The 16,368-nt window shown below is 64.4% G+C and carries 17 protein-coding genes; 11 read left to right on the forward strand and 6 right to left on the reverse strand.

What is annotated here, in order from left to right:
• Window positions 1-42 precede the first annotated feature (42 nt).
• The 3 genes from XH90_RS28395 to XH90_RS28405 are packed head-to-tail and all read right to left on the reverse strand — an operon-like array spanning window position 43 to window position 3,846.
• Entirely contained in the window at window positions 43-2,304 is a 2,262-nt protein-coding gene (locus XH90_RS28395) for a xanthine dehydrogenase family protein molybdopterin-binding subunit (protein ID WP_194477582.1), read from the reverse strand.
• The gene (locus XH90_RS28400; RefSeq protein WP_194477583.1) at window positions 2,297-3,352 is read right to left on the reverse strand and encodes a xanthine dehydrogenase family protein subunit M; all 1,056 of its coding nucleotides are present in this window, start codon (window positions 3,350-3,352) and stop codon (window positions 2,297-2,299) included. The genes XH90_RS28395 and XH90_RS28400 overlap by 8 nt, the downstream gene beginning before the upstream one ends.
• On the reverse strand, window positions 3,349-3,846 hold the full coding sequence (locus XH90_RS28405) for a (2Fe-2S)-binding protein (RefSeq protein WP_194477584.1): 498 nt from the start codon (window positions 3,844-3,846) through the stop codon (window positions 3,349-3,351). Before XH90_RS28405 ends, XH90_RS28400 begins: the two co-directional genes overlap by 4 nt.
• A 240-nt stretch (window positions 3,847-4,086) precedes the next feature.
• Between XH90_RS28405 and XH90_RS28410 the strand changes: the two genes are divergently transcribed.
• Complete coding sequence (locus XH90_RS28410; RefSeq protein WP_194477585.1) at window positions 4,087-4,725, forward strand: TetR/AcrR family transcriptional regulator; 639 nt, start codon at window positions 4,087-4,089, stop codon at window positions 4,723-4,725.
• A 66-nt stretch (window positions 4,726-4,791) separates the two neighbouring features.
• Window positions 4,792-5,199 (forward strand): DUF4864 domain-containing protein, encoded by a 408-nt coding sequence (locus tag XH90_RS28415; protein ID WP_194477586.1) that lies wholly within the window; start codon window positions 4,792-4,794, stop codon window positions 5,197-5,199.
• Here the strand turns inward: XH90_RS28415 and XH90_RS28420 are convergent.
• On the reverse strand, window positions 5,196-6,461 hold the full coding sequence (locus XH90_RS28420; protein WP_194477587.1) for an MFS transporter: 1,266 nt from the start codon (window positions 6,459-6,461) through the stop codon (window positions 5,196-5,198). The genes XH90_RS28415 and XH90_RS28420 overlap by 4 nt on opposite strands.
• 171 nt (window positions 6,462-6,632) lie before the next feature.
• Here XH90_RS28420 and XH90_RS28425 point away from each other — a divergent pair, with 171 nt between their 5' ends.
• The 8 genes from XH90_RS28425 (at window position 6,633) to XH90_RS28460 (ending at window position 13,954) form a co-directional block, all read left to right on the forward strand.
• Window positions 6,633-7,049 (forward strand): hypothetical protein, encoded by a 417-nt coding sequence (locus XH90_RS28425; protein ID WP_246755611.1) that lies wholly within the window; start codon window positions 6,633-6,635, stop codon window positions 7,047-7,049.
• Window positions 7,050-7,130: 81 nt separating this feature from the next.
• Window positions 7,131-7,418 carry a hypothetical protein gene (locus tag XH90_RS28430; protein WP_194477588.1) on the forward strand — a complete coding sequence of 96 codons (288 nt, stop codon included), beginning with the start codon at window positions 7,131-7,133 and terminating at the stop codon, window positions 7,416-7,418.
• A gap of 9 nt (window positions 7,419-7,427) precedes the next feature.
• Window positions 7,428-8,852, forward strand: coding sequence for a TolC family protein (locus XH90_RS28435; protein ID WP_194477589.1), 1,425 nt, complete (start codon window positions 7,428-7,430; stop codon window positions 8,850-8,852).
• Window positions 8,853-8,865: 13 nt separating this feature from the next.
• Complete coding sequence (locus XH90_RS28440; RefSeq protein WP_194477590.1) at window positions 8,866-10,197, forward strand: copper oxidase; 1,332 nt, start codon at window positions 8,866-8,868, stop codon at window positions 10,195-10,197.
• 32 nt (window positions 10,198-10,229) lie between these two features.
• Window positions 10,230-10,685: a cupredoxin domain-containing protein gene (locus tag XH90_RS28445; protein WP_194477591.1), complete on the forward strand. Its 456-nt coding sequence runs from the start codon at window positions 10,230-10,232 to the stop codon at window positions 10,683-10,685.
• A 16-nt stretch (window positions 10,686-10,701) separates the two neighbouring features.
• Window positions 10,702-11,001 carry a copper-binding protein gene (locus XH90_RS28450; RefSeq protein ID WP_194477592.1) on the forward strand — a complete coding sequence of 100 codons (300 nt, stop codon included), beginning with the start codon at window positions 10,702-10,704 and terminating at the stop codon, window positions 10,999-11,001.
• A gap of 316 nt (window positions 11,002-11,317) precedes the next feature.
• Window positions 11,318-13,459: a flagellar biosynthesis protein FlhA gene (flhA, locus tag XH90_RS28455; RefSeq protein ID WP_194477593.1), complete on the forward strand. Its 2,142-nt coding sequence runs from the start codon at window positions 11,318-11,320 to the stop codon at window positions 13,457-13,459.
• A gap of 294 nt (window positions 13,460-13,753) precedes the next feature.
• Window positions 13,754-13,954, forward strand: a complete 201-nt coding sequence (locus XH90_RS28460; protein WP_194477594.1) for a hypothetical protein — start codon at window positions 13,754-13,756, stop codon at window positions 13,952-13,954.
• Between the two features lie 934 nt (window positions 13,955-14,888).
• Here the strand turns inward: XH90_RS28460 and XH90_RS28465 are convergent.
• Both XH90_RS28465 and XH90_RS28470 read right to left on the reverse strand, forming a co-directional pair.
• The gene (locus tag XH90_RS28465) at window positions 14,889-15,104 is read right to left on the reverse strand and encodes a hypothetical protein (RefSeq protein WP_194477595.1); all 216 of its coding nucleotides are present in this window, start codon (window positions 15,102-15,104) and stop codon (window positions 14,889-14,891) included.
• A gap of 97 nt (window positions 15,105-15,201) precedes the next feature.
• A complete protein-coding gene (locus tag XH90_RS28470; RefSeq protein WP_194477596.1) occupies window positions 15,202-15,594 on the reverse strand; it encodes a hypothetical protein in 393 nt (130 codons plus the stop codon).
• 412 nt (window positions 15,595-16,006) lie between these two features.
• Between XH90_RS28470 and XH90_RS28475 the strand changes: the two genes are divergently transcribed.
• The gene (locus tag XH90_RS28475) at window positions 16,007-16,324 is read left to right on the forward strand and encodes a DUF3303 domain-containing protein (RefSeq protein WP_194477597.1); all 318 of its coding nucleotides are present in this window, start codon (window positions 16,007-16,009) and stop codon (window positions 16,322-16,324) included.
• Window positions 16,325-16,368 lie beyond the last annotated feature (44 nt).

The following is a 16,368-nucleotide window of genomic DNA, read 5'->3' on the forward strand; positions in this document are numbered from 1 at the left end:
CGACGCGCGGCGGAGCGAGAAGATCTCACCCCGCCTTCTGTCTCAAAGCTGCGTCAGCAACTCCTCGATCCGGATCGGGAAGCGCCGCACCCGCACGCCGGTCGCATGCCAGACGGCATTGGCGACCGCTCCCGCGCTGCCGGTAATGCCGATCTCGCCGACGCCCTTGATGCCGAGCGCGTTCACATGGGGATCATGCTCCTCGACCGTGATGACGTCGAGCGGCGGCACGTCGGCATTCACGGGGATGTGGTACTCGCCGAGATTGGCATTCATGATCCGCCCGCTGCGGCGGTCGGTGATGGCCTCCTCATGCAGGGCGAACGACAGGCCCCAGATCATGCCGCCGAACAGCTGGCTCTTCACCAGATGCGGATTGACTATGCGCCCGGCGGCGAAGGCGCCGACCATGCGGGTGACGCGGATCTGACCGAGCTCGGGATCGACCTTCACCTCCGCGAACACCGCGCCATGAGCGTGCATGGCATATTCTTCCATCGCCGCCGGGTTTGGAGCGCCTGTGCCGCGCGCCTCGACCTCCGCAACGCCGGCACGTGCGAGGATCTCGCTGTAGCTCTCGCTGCGGCTCTCGTCGTCACGACGAATCAGGCGACCATCGCGCGCGATCACGCCGGCATTGCCGGCACCGAACAGCGGCGAGCGCTCGTCCTTGGTGGCGAGGTCGGCGAGCTTGGCGATGACGGCCGCGCCGGCGCTGTGGATCGCAGCACCCGCGGTCGCGGTATGCGCCGAGCCGCCGGCAATGCCGGCATCGGGCAGGTCGGACGTGCCGGCCTTGAACTCGACGCGTTCGATATCGAGGCCGACAGCATCGGCTGCGATCTGGGCAAGCGCCGTCCACGCGCCCTGTCCCATGTCATGCGCACCGATCTCCATCGCACCGGTCCCGTCACGGCGGATCGCCGCGCGCGCTTCAGCCTGGAACATGAGCGCGGGGAACGTCGCGGTGCCCATTCCCCAGCCGACCAGCAGTCCGGCGTCATCGCGCATCTGTCGCGGCTGGAGCGCGCGCTTCGCCCAGCCGAAACGCGCTGCGCCCTGTTCGTAGCAGGCGCGCAACGCCTTCGAGGAAAACGGTTTTCCCGTGATCGGCTCGACCTCGGCATAGTTTTTCAGGCGGAAGGCCAGCGGATCCATGCCGCATGCCCAGGCCATCTCGTCGATCGCGCTCTCCAGCGCAATCGATCCGGTCGCCTCGCCCGGCGCGCGCATGAACAGCGGCGTGCCGGTGTTGACGCGCACGGCGTCATGCGAAGTGCGGATCGCTGGCGCGGCATAAAGCGTATGCGAGGCATCGGCCGCGGGCTCGTAGAAATCGTCGAACGTGCTCGACACGGTCCTCGCATGATGATCGAGCGCGGTCAGACGCCCTTCAGCGTCGGCACCGATGCGCAGGCGCTGGCGCGTCGGCGCACGATGGCCGACCGGGCCATACATCTGCTCACGGCGCAGCACGAGCTTGACCGGCTTGCCGACCAGCTTTGCCGCCATGATGCCGAGCACCGGAGGGCCGGCCATCAGTCCTTTCGAGCCGAAACCACCACCGAGGAACGGGCTGCGGATATGGATCTTATCGTGCGCGATGCCGAACAACTCGGCGACGCGCGCGAGGGAGAGCATCAATCCTTGGGTCGGCATATCGATCTGAAGACTGTCGCCGTTCCAGTGAGCGACGATGGCATGCGGCTCCATCGCGTTGTGATATTGCGCCGGCGTCTCGTAAATCGAGTCGATCTGCTTGTCGGCTGAAGCAAGGCCAGCCGCGACATCGCCAACGTGATTTTCGGACGGGTTTCCGACACCGACGACCGGCGGCACGTAACTCTTGCCGGCATCGAGACCGACCAGCGCCGGCTGAGTTTCATAGCGCGGCGCCAGCAGCACTGCGCCTTCCGTCGCCGCCTCGAGCGTCTCGGCAATCACGACGGCGATCGGCTGGTTGGCGTAGCGGACCTCGTTGCTCTGCAGCACCTCCATCCGGAACACGAAGGGATTCGTCTTGATTTCAGGATCGATCGCAAGCTGCGGCTTGTGATCCGTCGTCATGACGTCGACGACGCCGGGATGCCGCCTGGCAGCGGCGACATCGAGCGAGGTGACGCGGCCATGCGCGACGCTGGACACCGCCATCACCGCGAACAGCATGCCGGGTGGATGATTGTCGGCGGCGTAGGTCGCCTGCCCCCTGACCTTGAGCACGCCGTCGCGGCGGGTGAGCGGCTGGCCGATGCTGGAGCCGTGGCGGAGATGGGCGGGTGCGCTGGTGAGATTGAGCTCAGGCATGGATGGCTCCAGACGTCGAAGCAAGGGGAGAGGCCGGCAACGCGGGGATGCGCTCGGGCGTACCGGCAGCGGCAAGGGCCAGCGCGCGCGCGACGATGCGGCGGGCGAGCTCGATCTTGTAGGCGTTGTCGCCGGACGGTTTTGCGTCGGCGAGCGCACGCCAGGCAGCTTCCTGGAAGGCGTCGGCCGTGGGTGCGACGCCTTTCAGAACATCCTCCGCGGAGCGGGCACGCCAGGGCTTTGCGGCGACGCCGCCAAGCGCAAGCCGCGCTTCCGCGATCTTGCCGTTCTCGATCCGCAGCGCTGCAGCGGCCGAGACGATCGCGAACGCGTAGGACGTGCGCTCGCGGACCTTGAGATAGCGCGCATGCGCGGCAAAGCTGCGCGCCGCGGGTGGCAGCCGCACCGCGACGATGAGGTCGCCGGGCTCGAGCGCAGATTCGCGCTCGGGCGTATTGCCGGGCAGACGATGCAGTTCGTCGAGCGCAATCTCACGACGGCCATTCTTGCCTTCGATCTCGACGATGGCGTCGAGTGCGACCAGCGGCACGCAGAAGTCGGACGGGTGCGTCGCGATGCAGCTCTCGCTCCAGCCGAGCACCGCATGCGACCGGTTCTCGCCCGCGCGGGCATCGCAGCCGGTGCTGGCCTCGCGCTTGTTGCAGCGGCTGGCGGTGTCGTAGAAATACGCGCAACGCGTACGTTGCAGCAGATTGCCGCCGACAGTCGCGGCGTTGCGCAATTGCGCGGAAGCACCCGAGAGCAGCGCTTCGGCAACTGCCGGATAGGCCTTCGCGAACTCCACGTCATGCGCGAGATCGGCATTGCTGACGAGCGCGCCGATACGCAACGCCCCATCGGCGAGGCGCTCGATTCTGTCGAGTCCCTCGAGATGCGTGAGGTCGACCAACCGATCCGGCCGGCTGACATTGCCTTTCATCAGGTCAAGCAGATTGGTGCCGGCGGCAAGGTAAGTCGCGCCCGGTTGGGCGGCGGCAGCAACGGCCTCGACGACCGTGGCGGGCCTGACATAATCGAACTGTTTCATGCGGAACGCCTCTGGTTGGATTCGTCGGCACCGGCCTGCGCCTCCAGCACGGCATCGACGATGCCGGCATAGGCGCCGCAACGGCAGAGATTGCCGCTCATGCATTCGCGGATACGTTCGGGATCGTTGCCGGCCTGGGCTTCCTGCATCATGCCGATCGCGCTCATGATCTGGCCGGGGGTGCAGAAGCCGCACTGGAAGCCGTCATGGGCGATGAAGGCGGCCTGCACCGGGTGAAGCTGGTCGCCGTGCGCAACGCCTTCGATGGTGAGAATGTCGGCGCCGTCATGGCTGATGGCGAGCGCGAGGCAGGAATTGATGCGCTTACCGTCGACGAGAATGGTGCAGGCACCGCACTGGCCGCGGTCACAACCTTTCTTGGTTCCGGTGAGATGGAGGCGCTCACGCAGGAGATCGAGCAGCGTGACGCGGGGATCGTCGAGGACGAAGTCGCGCCGTGCACCGTTCACGGTGAGGCTGATGGAGTGGTTCATAAATGGCTCCGATCAGATGTGGACATGGCTCATCGCCCGGCGCGCCACCGCCGTGGCCGCCGCCGATATCGCATCGCCCCGGAGATGTTCCGGGCCGACACCCGCGAAGATACGGAGGCACCCTCCGCTTAACAAGGGCCGCCGAAAAATATTTGGAATTCGTCAAAAGCCCGTGTGCGGACAACGCGATGCAGCCACAGAAGGGTTCAATCTAACCAATTCGTGATCTACATTGCCTGAATGGACGACCATTCCGACCAGGCCAGAAAACCCCGCGCCGATGCCGTGCGAAATCGCGAGCGCGTGCTCGAGGCGGCCAAGGTCGTGTTCAACGCGGGCGGCCCGGAGGCAAGCCTGGAGGCCGTTGCCAAACGCGCGGGCGTCGGCATCGGCACGCTTTACCGACATTTTCCGACGCGCGAGGATCTGTTCGAGGCGGTGTACCGTCGCGAGGTCGAGCAGCTCAGCGAGCTCGCCGAGCAGTTGAAGAATGCCAAGGACCCGGTCGATGCGCTCAGGCGCTGGCTGCACTCAGGTGTCGAATTCGTCGCCACCAAGAAAGGCATGGTGGCAGCCCTGGCACTCGCGGTGCAGAGCGGGTCCGAGCTGCACGCCTTTTCCTTCGAGCGCCTGACCAAGGCGATCGGCTCGCTGCTCGATCGTGCAGCCGCGGCGGGCGTGATGCGCGCCGACGTCAGTCCCGAGGACTTGCTGCGCGCGTTCTTCGGCATGTGCTACATGCACGATCAGCCAGGCTGGCAATCCTCGGTGCTGCGGATGCTCGACGTGTTCGTGGATGGATTGCGCGTGCAGCCCGTCGCAAAGGCCAAGACGCGTACGGCCAAGCCAGCGAAGGCAGCAGTGAAACGGACGCGATAGCTCGCCCGTACTTGCCAATGGTCGTGCTAGAATCAGCACCGCCGGGATATCAACGCGGAGCCTGTCATGCGCATCGCAACCTTGGTCGTCGCAATCGCTATCGCCTTCAGCCCCCTCGCCGCACGCGCCGACGATGTCTCGGCCGCACAGGACGCGATCCGTGCGCAGGAACAGGCCTTCGTCCATGACGACGCCACGGCCGCCTACTCCTACGCAGCGCCGGCTATCCAGCAGATCTTCCCCGCACCCGAGATCTTCATGTCGATGGTACAGAACGGCTACGCGCCGGTCTACCGCCACAAGAGCTTCGAGTTCGGCGACAGCAAGATCGAAGGCAGCTCGATTGCCCAGCGCGTTCACATCATCGATGCCAATGGCGAAGCCTGGGAAGCGCTCTACACGCTCGAGCAGCAGGCGGACGGAAGTTACAAGATCACCGGCTGCTCGCTGCTGAAGGCGGGACAGGCGGTTTAGGTTGCGAAGTTCGGCCCTGTCTTGGCCGAATTCATCCGCGAGCGGATCAGCAGCGTCAAGACGATGCCGACATTGAGGGCATTCCACGCCACGCCATTGGCGAACGCTGCGGCATAGGAGCCGGTAGCGTCGAAGATGATGCCGGACACCCAGCCCCCGAAGGACATGCCGAATACCGAGGCGAAGATCACGATGCCGACGCGGGTTGCGGCTTCGCTCGCCGGCATCGCCTCGCGGACGATGATCGCGTAGCTCGGCACGATGCCGCCCTGGAACAGGCCGAACATCGCCGAGATCAGATACAACGACGTGAGGCTGTCGAAGAACAGGTAGAACACAAGCGCAAAGCCTTGTGCCAGCGACCCGAGCAGCAGCGTGCGAATGCCGCCGATCTTGTCGGCGAGATAACCCGAGCCAATACGGCTGAGGATGCCGCAAGCCATCATCAGCGACAGCATCTCGGCACCGCGCGCCACGCCATAGCCGAGATCGCCGCAATAGGCGACGATATGCACCTGCGGCATCGCCATGGCGACGCAACAGGAAATGCTGGCGATCGAGAGCAACACCGTCAGCGCGTTGGTCGAGAGCTTCAGATCCACGCGCGGAGGCGGCGCATTGGCGTGATTGCGGACCTTGTCGTCGCCGATCTGGGAGCGCAGGACCAGCACCAGGATCGACATCAGGCTCGCGCAGACCAGACCGATGCCAATGTGGGTGTAACGCCAGCCAATCGTCTGCATGCCCGAGCTTACGATCGGCGGCCAGATCGTGCCGGCGACGTAGTTGCCGCTCGCGACGATGGTGACGGCCAGCCCGCGATAGCGCTCGAACCAGTGCGAAGCCTCCGCCATCAGCGGGGCGAAGGTCGCCGAAGTCCCAAGGCCGATCAGAAAGTAGGCTGCCACGAACTGCCAAAGCTGCGTTGACAGTCCCGCGAGCACATTGGCGACGCCGAGGAAGGCAATGCTGATCGCCATCGCCGGCACGATGCCGAACTTGTCTGTGATCTTGCCGGCAATCACGCCGCCCAGCCCAAAGCCGAACATCATGAGCGTGAAGGCAAGCGACACCGCGCCGCGGGTGGCCGCGAATTCGGTCTGCACCACGGGAATCACGACCACGACCGCCCACATCCCCACGGCACCGATCGAGCCGATCACGAGCGCGATGACGAGCCGCACCCAGGCCTGACGGGAATCAGGGGCGAATGAAGGCGGCTTCTGTCCTGGGTGATTTGGCGCGTGCACGGCGCGGACCATGTTCGCGGATCGCCGCGCGGTCAAGCATCGTGCCGCGATATTGGGCATGCGCGGTGCACTGCGGTAAGAAGGAGCTTGGCGAAACCGCGCTTTGCCATTAGTTTGCAATCTGCGTGTGCAACAAGGCCGCGCGGAGCGACTGTCGGGATGTTGTTGCGGATAACGCGATCGATGCGGATCAGGGTGGGGCGCCTCATTGCGCTGGCCTATCTGTTCTGCGTGCTCGCGCCAGCAGCGGCACTTGCCTGGGGTAACGGCCCGGCGCCTTGTCTCGATGATGCGATGCTGGCTGATCTCGTGCCTATCAATCATCAGATTTCGGCTGGTCACATGCATGGGAACGCGACGCACGACCACGCCGCAAGGCATGCAAATCACCAGTCGGCTCAGGACACGTCCGCCCCTCATCATCATGACGGCAAGGGCAAGGTTGGCCCGTGCTGCGCGATGATGTGCATTAGCGCGCTGCCAGCGGATCTTCCTGACGTCGCAAAGCCGCTTCAGCCGGTTTCCGCTTGCGCGCCTGAAATCGTGGTGAGCCTGCACAGCGCAGCGCCGCCCCTGCACTACCGCCCTCCCATCACCTGATCTGACACGCGACGACGTCAGGCCGAGCGCGCATTCCGGCGCGCACGAACCTGTGGTCTCCAGACAGATCAGGGATTGCTCATGCTTACGCTTCTCGGGGCGAAGTCCGCCGCCGCATTCGCGGCGCGTGGAGGACACTTTCGATTCCATTGGCCGCTGCTGGCCGCAGCCACGTTAGCTCTTTCCAGCTGTATGCCGGCAACGATGTCAGTTGCCACCACCGCCGATCCGGCCGATCCCACGGCGAAGGTCGCGCGCGTCGGCTATCGCTCTGCGGTCGCGCCCTACACGAGCCTGCGGCCCGCAGCGCCGATGCCATGGCGCGAGCGCAACGACGCCGTGACACCGCAGCCAAAGCAAGACCGGTAGGAACGCGCCATGATACATCATACTGCGCGGGGCCTGCTCGTTTTCGCCGCACTCGGCCTCTCCGGCTGCACCGCGTTCTCGCCCGACGGCGGCATGACAACGGTCTCGGAACTGACAAGCCAGACCATCAAGAAGGACGTCACCTTCGTACGCACGCCCGAGGTAGCTGGCGCCGTCGAAGCGCGCGTGCGTCAGTTGCTGTCGCGGACGCTTACCGCAGAGACTGCCGTGCAGATCGCGCTGCTCAACAACAAGGGGCTGCAAGCTGCCTATAACGAGCTCGCGCTGGCCGAGACCGATCTTGTCGAGCAGAGCCTGCCGCCCAATCCGGTGTTCTCGGTCTCGCGCATCTCGGGCAATGGCGCCAGCGAGATCGAGCGCCAGGTCGTCGGCGACATTCTTGCGTTGGCCACACTGCCGTTCCGATCCGACATCGCGCGCGATCGCTTTCGCCAAGCGCAATTGCGCACAGCGCTGGCGACGCTACGGCTCGCAGCCGACGTGCGGCGCGCCTACGTTCGCGTGGTCGCCGGCAACGAGACGGTGGCTCTGCTGACCGACGCAAAGGCCACGGCGGAATCGACCGCGCAACTGGCGGTCAAGCTCGGCGAAACCGGTTCAATCAACAAGCTCGACCAGGCTCGCGAGCAGGTGTTTTACGCCGAAATCACCGCCGACCTCGCCACTGCGAGGCAAGCTACCACGAGCGCCCGCGAAAGACTGGCACGCCTGATGGGCCTTTGGGACGACGGCCTCGATTTCCGCCTGCCCAACGCGTTGCCGCCGCTGCCACGCCGACCGCAGGCCCTGCCGTCGATCGAGGCCGATGCAGTCGCGCATCGCATCGACTTGCAGATCGCGCGGCTGGAACTGACGGCGCTGGCGAAGTCATTGAACCTGACTGAAGCAACCCGCTTCGTCACGCTGCTCGATCTCGCCGGCATCTCCCGCCGGACCCAGGATCCGGAAGGCTCCCCGTTCCGCGAACGAGGATTCGACGTGCAGTTCCAGATCCCGATCTTCGACGGCGGCGAGGTGCGGGTACGGCAGGCGGCGGAGACCTACAATCTCGCCTTCAACCGCCTGACCGAGCGTGCCGTCAACGTCCGTTCGGAGGCGCGTGATGCTTATCGCGTTTACCGGTCGACCTACGACATCGCCAGCCACTATCAGCGCGAAATCCTGCCGTTGCGCAAGATCATCACGGAAGAGATGCAGCTGCGCTTCTCCAGCATGCAGGTCGACATCTTCGCGCTGCTGACCGAGGCGCGGCAGCGCCTCGCCTCGCTGCGCGGCGCGATCGACGCCAGGCAGAATTTCTTCCTCGCCCAATCCGAGTTGCAGAGTGCCGTCAATGGTGGCGGCGCGCCTGCATCCGGCAGCGACAATCCAACCAGCATCGCCGCGGCAGCGCCTGCCGATGGCGGCCATTGACATGGAGGCCAACATGTTTTCCCGCCGCGGATTTTTGGGCACCGCCGCGCTTGTCGGCGCGTCAGCCGTCGGCGGCCGCGTCCAGGCCGCATCGATCCCGGACGCGCCCACCATGGACAGGGCGGTCATGCAGCCGCCGCTGCACCCTGCCAGCGGCCCCGACTATCGCCCCGTCGTCACGCTCAACGGCTGGACATTGCCGTTCCGCATGAACGGCGACTGGAAGGAATTCCATCTCGTCGCCGAGCCCGTGGTGCGCGAATTCGCCGAGGGCATGAAGGTCAATCTCTGGGGCTATAACGGCCAGTCGCCGGGACCGACCATCGAAGCCGTCGAAGGCGACAAGGTCCGCATCTTCGTCACCAACAAATTGCCCGAATACACCACCGTGCACTGGCACGGCATGATCGTCCCGAGCGGCATGGACGGCGTCGGCGGCTTGACCCAGCCGCACATCCAGCCCGGCAAGACCTTCGTCTACGAGTTCGAGATGAAGAAGAGCGGGACCTTCATGTACCACCCGCACTCCGACGAGATGGTGCAGATGGCGATGGGCATGATGGGCATGGTCGTCGTGCACCCGCGCGATCAAAGCTTCCGGCCCGTCGACCGCGACTTCGTCTTCGTGATGAGCACCTATCGCGTCGATCCCGGCACGTATTTGCCGCGCGTCAACGAGATGACCGATTTCAACATGTGGACCTGGAATGCACGGGTGTTTCCCGGCATCGACCCGCTGCCGGTGCGGCTCGGCGACAAGGTGCGCGTGCGCATCGGCAATCTCAGCATGACCAACCATCCGATCCATCTGCACGGCCACAGCTTTGCCGTGACCTGCACGGACGGCGGCTGGATTCCCGAGAGCGCGCAGTACCCGGAGACGACCACCGACGTGCCCGTCGGCGCGGTGCGCGTGTTCGACGTGCTCGCCGACAATCCCGGCGACTGGGCGTTTCACTGCCACAAATCGCATCACACCATGAATGCGATGGGGCACGACATGCGCAACATGATCGGCGTCTCGCGCAAGGATCTCGCAAAGGCCGTTGGCAAGCTCGCGCCGGACGCCATGGTGATGGGGCAATCAGGCATGGCGATGGGCAACATGGAGATGCCTGCCCCCGACAACACGCTGCCGATGATGTCGGGCGCGGGCCAGTTCGGCCCGATCGAGATGGGCGGCATGTTCACGGTGATGAAGATCCGCGAAAACCTCGCGCGCGACGATTATCGCGATCCCGGCCCCTACCAATTCCCGCAAGGCACCGTCGCCTATGAGGTCGCCTCGCCGTCGGCGGAGCCGGCGCGGCAACCGGGCACGCCAGCGCGCAGGATGAAGATGTGAGCGTTTCGATGAAGGACCAACTGGAGAACACAATGAAGACGACGATCAAACTCGCGCTTGCGCTTGCAGCGCTCTCGACGGCACCCGCGCTCGCGCACGAGGGTCACGGCCATCACGGTTTCTCGGCCGGCGAGCCCGGCGATCCCGGCAAGCCCGCGCGCATCGTCGAGATCGCAATGAGCGAGATGTCCTACGAGCCATCGAACGTCAAGGTGAAGCGCGGCGAGCAGATCCGCTTCGTGCTGCACAACGTCGGCAAGGAGGACCACGAATTCCTGCTCGCCACCACGAAGGAGAATCTCGCGCATGCCGAGGTGATGAAGAAGCACCCGCATATGGAGCACGACGATCCGAACGGGGTGCGGCTGGCGCCGAACAAGACGGCCGAGATCGTCTGGAAGTTCAGCAAGGCCGGCACGTTCGAATTCTCCTGCCTGATCCCCGACCATCGCGACTACGGCATGGTCGGCCACGTCACCGTGAAATGAGCAAGTGGAGACACATATGAAGCCGATCATCCGCATCGCCGCGGCGCTCGCGCTGACGCTGGGCTTGACCGTGAGCGCGCTCGCGCAAGGCGCCTCCATCAGCGGCGAGGTCAAGAAGATCGACGAGGGCGCCGGCAAGATCACCCTCAAGCATGGCCCGGCCAAGAGCCTCGGCATGGACGAACCCATGACCATGGTCTACCGCGTCAAGGACCCCGCCATGCTCAAGCAGGTTAAGGTTGGCGACAAGGTGACGTTCGAGGCCGAGGAGGCTCCGTCGGGGTATACCGTCACCAAGATGCAGAAGGCGAAATAGGGTCGGCCTTCTCCTCAGCGGTCATTCCGGGGCGATGCGAAGCATCGAGCCCGGAATCTCGAGGTTCCGGGCTCGGCTCTGCGAGCCCGCCCCGGAACCACAGCCCAAATCGCCCCCTGCAAACACCCCTCCGTTAACCCTTTGCTAACCATACACCCGGCAAGAATTGCCGGGTGAAGTCGAGTGTCGTCAGCCGCGTAGAACGGGAGCTCCCGTGGACGCCAGTGCGGTGCCTCACTTTCGGAACGGCGGCCCATCGGCCGCCGCGCAGGCGTTTGGGGCGCGCGGACGGCAGTCGCGCGGGGGGACAGCTACGATGGTCGACGTCACCGCGGGACAGGGCGTAGGCGCAGCCAAGCCGGGGATCCCCTCCCTCTCCGAAATCGTCACAATCCTCAAGCGTGGCGACATCGCGCTGGCGCTCGGCATCCTCACCATCCTGGTGGTGCTGATCCTGCCGCTGCCCGCGATCGTGCTCGACCTGTTCCTGGCAATCTCGATCACGCTCTCGATCCTGATCCTGATGACCTCGCTGTTCATCCAGGCGCCGCTGGAATTCTCCGCCTTCCCGACCATCCTGCTGATATCGACCATGCTGCGGCTGTCGCTCAACATGGCCTCGACCCGCCTGATCCTGTCGCACGGGCACGAGGGCACGGATGCGGCCGGTCACGTCATCGAGGCGTTCGGCAGCTTCGTGATGGGCGGTAATTTCGTCATCGGCATCATCGTCTTCGCCATCCTGATCATCGTCAATTTCGTCGTCATCACCAAGGGTTCGGGCCGTATCGCCGAAGTCGCCGCCCGCTTCCACCTCGACGCCATGCCCGGCAAGCAGATGGCGATCGACGCCGACCTCTCGGCCGGCCTGATCGACGAGAAGGTCGCCAAGGAGCGCCGCAAGGCGCTGGAGGACGAGAGCGGCTTCTTCGGCGCCATGGACGGTGCCTCCAAATTCGTCCGGGGCGACGCCATCGCGGGCCTGCTGATCGTCTTCATCAACGTCGTCGGCGGCATGATCATCGGCGTCGCGCAGCAGGGCCTGTCCTTTGCGGATGCCGGCCGCAGCTACACGCTGCTGACGGTCGGCGACGGCCTCGTCACCCAGGTGCCGGCGCTGATCGTCTCGACCGCGGCCGGCCTGCTCGTCTCCAAGGCCGGCGTCTCCGGCGCCGCCGACAAGGCGCTGATGAAGCAGTTCTCCGGCTATCCGCAGGCCCTCGCAATGTCCTCGGCGGTCATGCTGGTGCTGGCGGCGCTCCCGGGTATTCCGACCATTCCCTTCCTCGCGCTCGGCGCCGGCGCCGGCGCGCTGGCCTGGCAGGCCCGCAAGCACAAGCGTACTGCCGTCAAGGCCGAGGAAGCCGCCAAGGCCACGCCCGCTGGCGGTCAGCCCGGCGCGCCGGGCGCCGCGGCCGCGGAGGAGCCGATCTCGGCAGCGCTGAAGATCGACGACCTCAAGATCGAGCTCGGCTATGCGCTGCTGCCGCTCGTCAACGGCCCCGACGGCACCGACCGCCTCACCGAGCAGATCAAGGCGCTGCGCCGCTCGCTGGCGATCGAGATGGGCTTCGTGATGCCGGCGGTGCGCATTCTCGACAACGTCCAGCTCGAGGCCAACACCTACATCATCAAGATCAAGGAGGTCGACGCCGGCACCGGCAAGATCTGGCCGAACCAGTTCATGGTCATGGACCCCGGCGGCAGCCAGGTGCAGGTGCCCGGTATCCACACCACCGAACCGACCTTCGGCCTGCCCGCGACCTGGGTCGATGCCAGCCTCAAGGAAGAGGCGTCGCTCAAGGGCTACACCGTCGTCGACGCCGCAACCGTGCTCTCGACCCACCTCACCGAGCTGCTCAAGGCCAACATGTCGGACCTGCTCTCCTATGGCGAGGTGCAGAAGCTGCTCAAGGAGCTGCCGAAGGAGCAGAGCGAGCTGGTCAAGGACATCGTGCCCGGACAGGTCACGGTCTCCGGCATCCAGCGCGTGCTCCAGTTGCTGTTGGCCGAGCGCATCTCGATCCGCGATCTCTCGACCATCCTCGAAGGCATCGCCGACTCGCTCGCCTTCTCGCGCAACCCGGCCACGATGGTCGAGCACGTTCGCGCGCGGCTGGCCCGGCAGATCTGTGCGCAAAACACCTCCTATGCCGGCTATCTGCCGCTGATCGCGTTGTCGGCGCGCTGGGAGCAGGCCTTTGCCGAATCCATCATCGGCCAGGGCGAGGAGCGGAGCCTGGCGATGCAGCCTTCGAAACTGTCGGAGTTCATGACCGCCGTCCGCGAGGCCTTCGAGCGCGCCGCCCGCGAAGGCGAGGCGCCGGTGCTGGTGACCTCTGCGGCAATTCGTCCCTTCGTCCGGTCCCTGGTCGAACGATTCCGCGCCCAGACGACCGTGTTGTCTCAGGCCGAAATCCATCCCCGGGCCAGGCTGAAAACGGTCGGAAGCATCTGATTTGCCTTAAGAAGCCGTATGTTTTTCGGCCACAGGCAAATGGTTTTTGAGTTCCAGGCGCCCTGTCGACCAAAGGCTGACAAGGCGCCCGGCTGGCACATTACGACATTGAAATAATTATAGAATTGAACGATCAAGCCTCGCTCTTGATCGCGATCTTTCACGTCCAATCACGCTCTTGTGATAGCCCCTTGGGAACGAATCCGCCCAATACTAGGTTGTTGGGCACCGGAAGCATGAACCTGCCTGAACAGGCTGGCGACTACTTCGGGTAGGTGGCGGCAGGAGGCTTCCATGAACCACTCGATCTACAGCGCAGATCGCTCGACCCATTTGAAGATTGTGGTCGTGGCCCTCGTCGCAGGGATCGCGGTTGCTGGCTTCGGCATTACGGCCCGCACGGGTTCGGACGACGGCCTCACCCAGACCGCCCGCGTCATCAAGGCCGGCAAGCCGGTTGCGATCACAAGTTCGGACGCATCGCTCGTTCGATAAGGAGATTTTGAGTTTCAGGAATTCACGCGGCTCTTTACCAGCCCCCCAAAGTCGCCACGTGGATATGTAGACGACCCCAACCCCAAGTCGACTACAGAAAGCGCCCGCCCCCCACGGGCGCTTTCTCATGTCTGGGGATCCCTCGCGAGCGCGCACGCATCAAACTCGCCAATCGCTCCTCTGGTGTCGCGGATGCGCTGCAACGCTCTTGCGTCGCTGCGCCGCGTCCTGGGCACGAGACCTTTTTCAACGTTCGACATGGATAATCATCCTCGCGGCTTTATCCGCCCGAGCTTTGCCTCAACACCTCACCCTCAAATGAAAGAGGGTGCAGGGAAGACCGGGTGCTGACCTGGCACCCGCGGTCCACTGTGCGATATCTGCGCTACAAGAGGCTGCACAGCGGCATACAGGTGAAGCCCAACAACCGGCCTTCCCTGCGCAGTGGTTTGACGGCTTATGTCGCGATCTCCCCGGGGAGCGATGCACTATTGCCCCCGTCGCCCCGCGGATGGCTGATGTGCGCGTCCGGTTGGACCTCGCACGTCACCACAGGGCTTGGCGCACAGGCTCCGGGCGCCAGGACCACACGATTTTGCCGTACGCGGATCACACCGGTCGTGTGCGCGATGGTCTTGCTCACGGTTGCCCGCCCTGCAAAGCCCTTCGCGCCGATGAGACCCACGTCCACCACAGCCCGGCCCGCGTCGTGACGATCGCGATACGCCCCTCTTCCAAGGGCCGGGTTGCCGCGACACATACGCCATTTCCGAATTTCGGTAAAGTGGAATATTTTTGGCGAAGTGGGTTGCCCCAAGGCTGGGTGTTTTGCCGGTCAGGCAACGCAAGGGCTCGTGGATGAGGCCGACCAAGGGCAGACCCTGTCCCGGAAGCGGCCCTGGCAAAGAAGATGCCCTTCCGGTGTGTTCGCGTGTCAGGGCTGCAGGAGCGACAGGAGCCTTTGGCGGTCTTGATCGCGCAGGCGCTGGCATTTCCGCAGCCGTTCCAGTTCGTTTTCAGCGCCTGCGGCATTTTGACCGTCCCGTTTCAAGTCGAGAACCAGCCGCTCCTGTTCTGCAAGCTGGCGCTCTCCTGCAACCACGTCGCGTTCAACACGGCTCAACTCATCATAGATCGAGGTTCTGTCCATCGAAGCGCTCCACGTGCTCGATCAACCCGATCCACGTTTCACCGTTCCTTCTCTTTTGCCGTTTTTTCCCAACCGCCTTGACGTCACCGAGAGAAACTCATCGCCGCCGGTTCACGAGCCACAGCGCGCCCGACGATCCCGCGAGCGTCACGACCATGATGAGGACGAGCGCGACGGACATCACGCCCTCTCCCGCGGCCGCCAGCGACGTGCCGCCCCCGCCCACGAGCATCAGGAGTGGGATGGCGACGAGCGGCCCGCCGAACTGCGCGGCAAGGAAGGCGCCGGCAAACGAGACGACGATGTTGACGATCCAGCCGAGCACACCACGCTTCTTCGTCCACGCCTCGTGGACGGCGATCGCCAGTGCGGCGGCAAACGTAGCCGCCGCGATCACCAGCCCGCCACCGACGGCATCCATCGGAATCGCGCCGGTCATTTGCAGAACCACGATGCCGATCACGGCAGTCAGCCCGATGATGTATGGCATGAGGTTCGTCCCTGCTGCTCCGTCGGGGTCGACCAATCCGCCGGCACGCTCGCGTCGTGCGCAGGCTCGCCCCGTCTCACGATTAGTTGTTGGGGATGCTTGTCTGGTTCACCCGCGGGCCCGAACGGTCGCCCAAACCAGGGAGTCTGCGTCGGATCACGAGCTGCCGATGGCACCCGACTCTGCAGGGTCCTCTCTTTACTCGACGACGGACACACGCGCGGCCACCGGGATTTCCGCCAAGGGACCGTGAACGGACTTCGCGGAAAGCGCGTCGTCTCGTAACATCGCTGCCCCCAAACCCCGCGTCGGAATCCAGCTTTCTGAAGCGACGGGTTTGTGGTGTTATCGAACCCGAGCAACGCCGGCAACGCGTGCTCCATTGCGCAAATCATTCAATTGGAGAAAAATCATGAAGTACATGATCGACTACAAAATACGGCATGGTGTCGGCCATGAGCAGAACTTCAATACGGCAGAAGGGCTCATTACGGCCTTCAGCAAATGGAAGCCGGAGGATGGACTCAACGTCCACGCGTTCGTTTCGAACCTGGTCGGTGATGCCGGTTACGTCCTGGTCGAGACGAACAACCCAACCGTCATTCTTTCATTCGTTTCGAAATTCACTTTCTGGAACGACATACAAGTGCATCCCGTGATCGACGTCGCAGAGGTCATACCTGTGACCACGGGATCGGTTGACTGGGCCCGGAAGGCATCCAAGGCCTGAGAGACATCTGGCTCGAACCTGAAGCCGAGCCGCCGGCTCCAGGA

It is taken from the genome of Bradyrhizobium sp. CCBAU 53338 (assembly GCF_015291665.1).
In the GTDB taxonomy this organism is placed as follows: domain Bacteria; phylum Pseudomonadota; class Alphaproteobacteria; order Rhizobiales; family Xanthobacteraceae; genus Bradyrhizobium.

Bases quoted from the DNA above. Each gene is read 5' to 3' on its own strand.
- XH90_RS28430 (WP_194477588.1), top strand. From the start codon at position 7,131: ATGCTTACGCTTCTCGGGGCGAAGTCCGCCGCCGCATTCGCGGCGCGT.
- XH90_RS28425 (WP_246755611.1), top strand. From the start codon at position 6,633: ATGCGGATCAGGGTGGGGCGCCTCATTGCGCTGGCCTATCTGTTCTGC.
- XH90_RS28410 (WP_194477585.1), top strand. From the start codon at position 4,087: ATGGACGACCATTCCGACCAGGCCAGAAAACCCCGCGCCGATGCCGTG.
- XH90_RS28450 (WP_194477592.1), top strand. From the start codon at position 10,702: ATGAAGCCGATCATCCGCATCGCCGCGGCGCTCGCGCTGACGCTGGGC.
- flhA (WP_194477593.1), top strand. From the start codon at position 11,318: ATGGTCGACGTCACCGCGGGACAGGGCGTAGGCGCAGCCAAGCCGGGG.
- XH90_RS28475 (WP_194477597.1), top strand. From the start codon at position 16,007: ATGAAGTACATGATCGACTACAAAATACGGCATGGTGTCGGCCATGAG.
- XH90_RS28445 (WP_194477591.1), top strand. From the start codon at position 10,230: ATGAAGACGACGATCAAACTCGCGCTTGCGCTTGCAGCGCTCTCGACG.
- XH90_RS28405 (WP_194477584.1), bottom strand. From the start codon at position 3,846: ATGAACCACTCCATCAGCCTCACCGTGAACGGTGCACGGCGCGACTTC.
- XH90_RS28435 (WP_194477589.1), top strand. From the start codon at position 7,428: ATGATACATCATACTGCGCGGGGCCTGCTCGTTTTCGCCGCACTCGGC.
- XH90_RS28420 (WP_194477587.1), bottom strand. From the start codon at position 6,461: ATGGTCCGCGCCGTGCACGCGCCAAATCACCCAGGACAGAAGCCGCCT.
- XH90_RS28400 (WP_194477583.1), bottom strand. From the start codon at position 3,352: ATGAAACAGTTCGATTATGTCAGGCCCGCCACGGTCGTCGAGGCCGTT.
- XH90_RS28395 (WP_194477582.1), bottom strand. From the start codon at position 2,304: ATGCCTGAGCTCAATCTCACCAGCGCACCCGCCCATCTCCGCCACGGC.
- XH90_RS28415 (WP_194477586.1), top strand. From the start codon at position 4,792: ATGCGCATCGCAACCTTGGTCGTCGCAATCGCTATCGCCTTCAGCCCC.
- XH90_RS28465 (WP_194477595.1), bottom strand. From the start codon at position 15,104: ATGGACAGAACCTCGATCTATGATGAGTTGAGCCGTGTTGAACGCGAC.
- XH90_RS28440 (WP_194477590.1), top strand. From the start codon at position 8,866: ATGTTTTCCCGCCGCGGATTTTTGGGCACCGCCGCGCTTGTCGGCGCG.
- XH90_RS28460 (WP_194477594.1), top strand. From the start codon at position 13,754: ATGAACCACTCGATCTACAGCGCAGATCGCTCGACCCATTTGAAGATT.
- XH90_RS28470 (WP_194477596.1), bottom strand. From the start codon at position 15,594: ATGCCATACATCATCGGGCTGACTGCCGTGATCGGCATCGTGGTTCTG.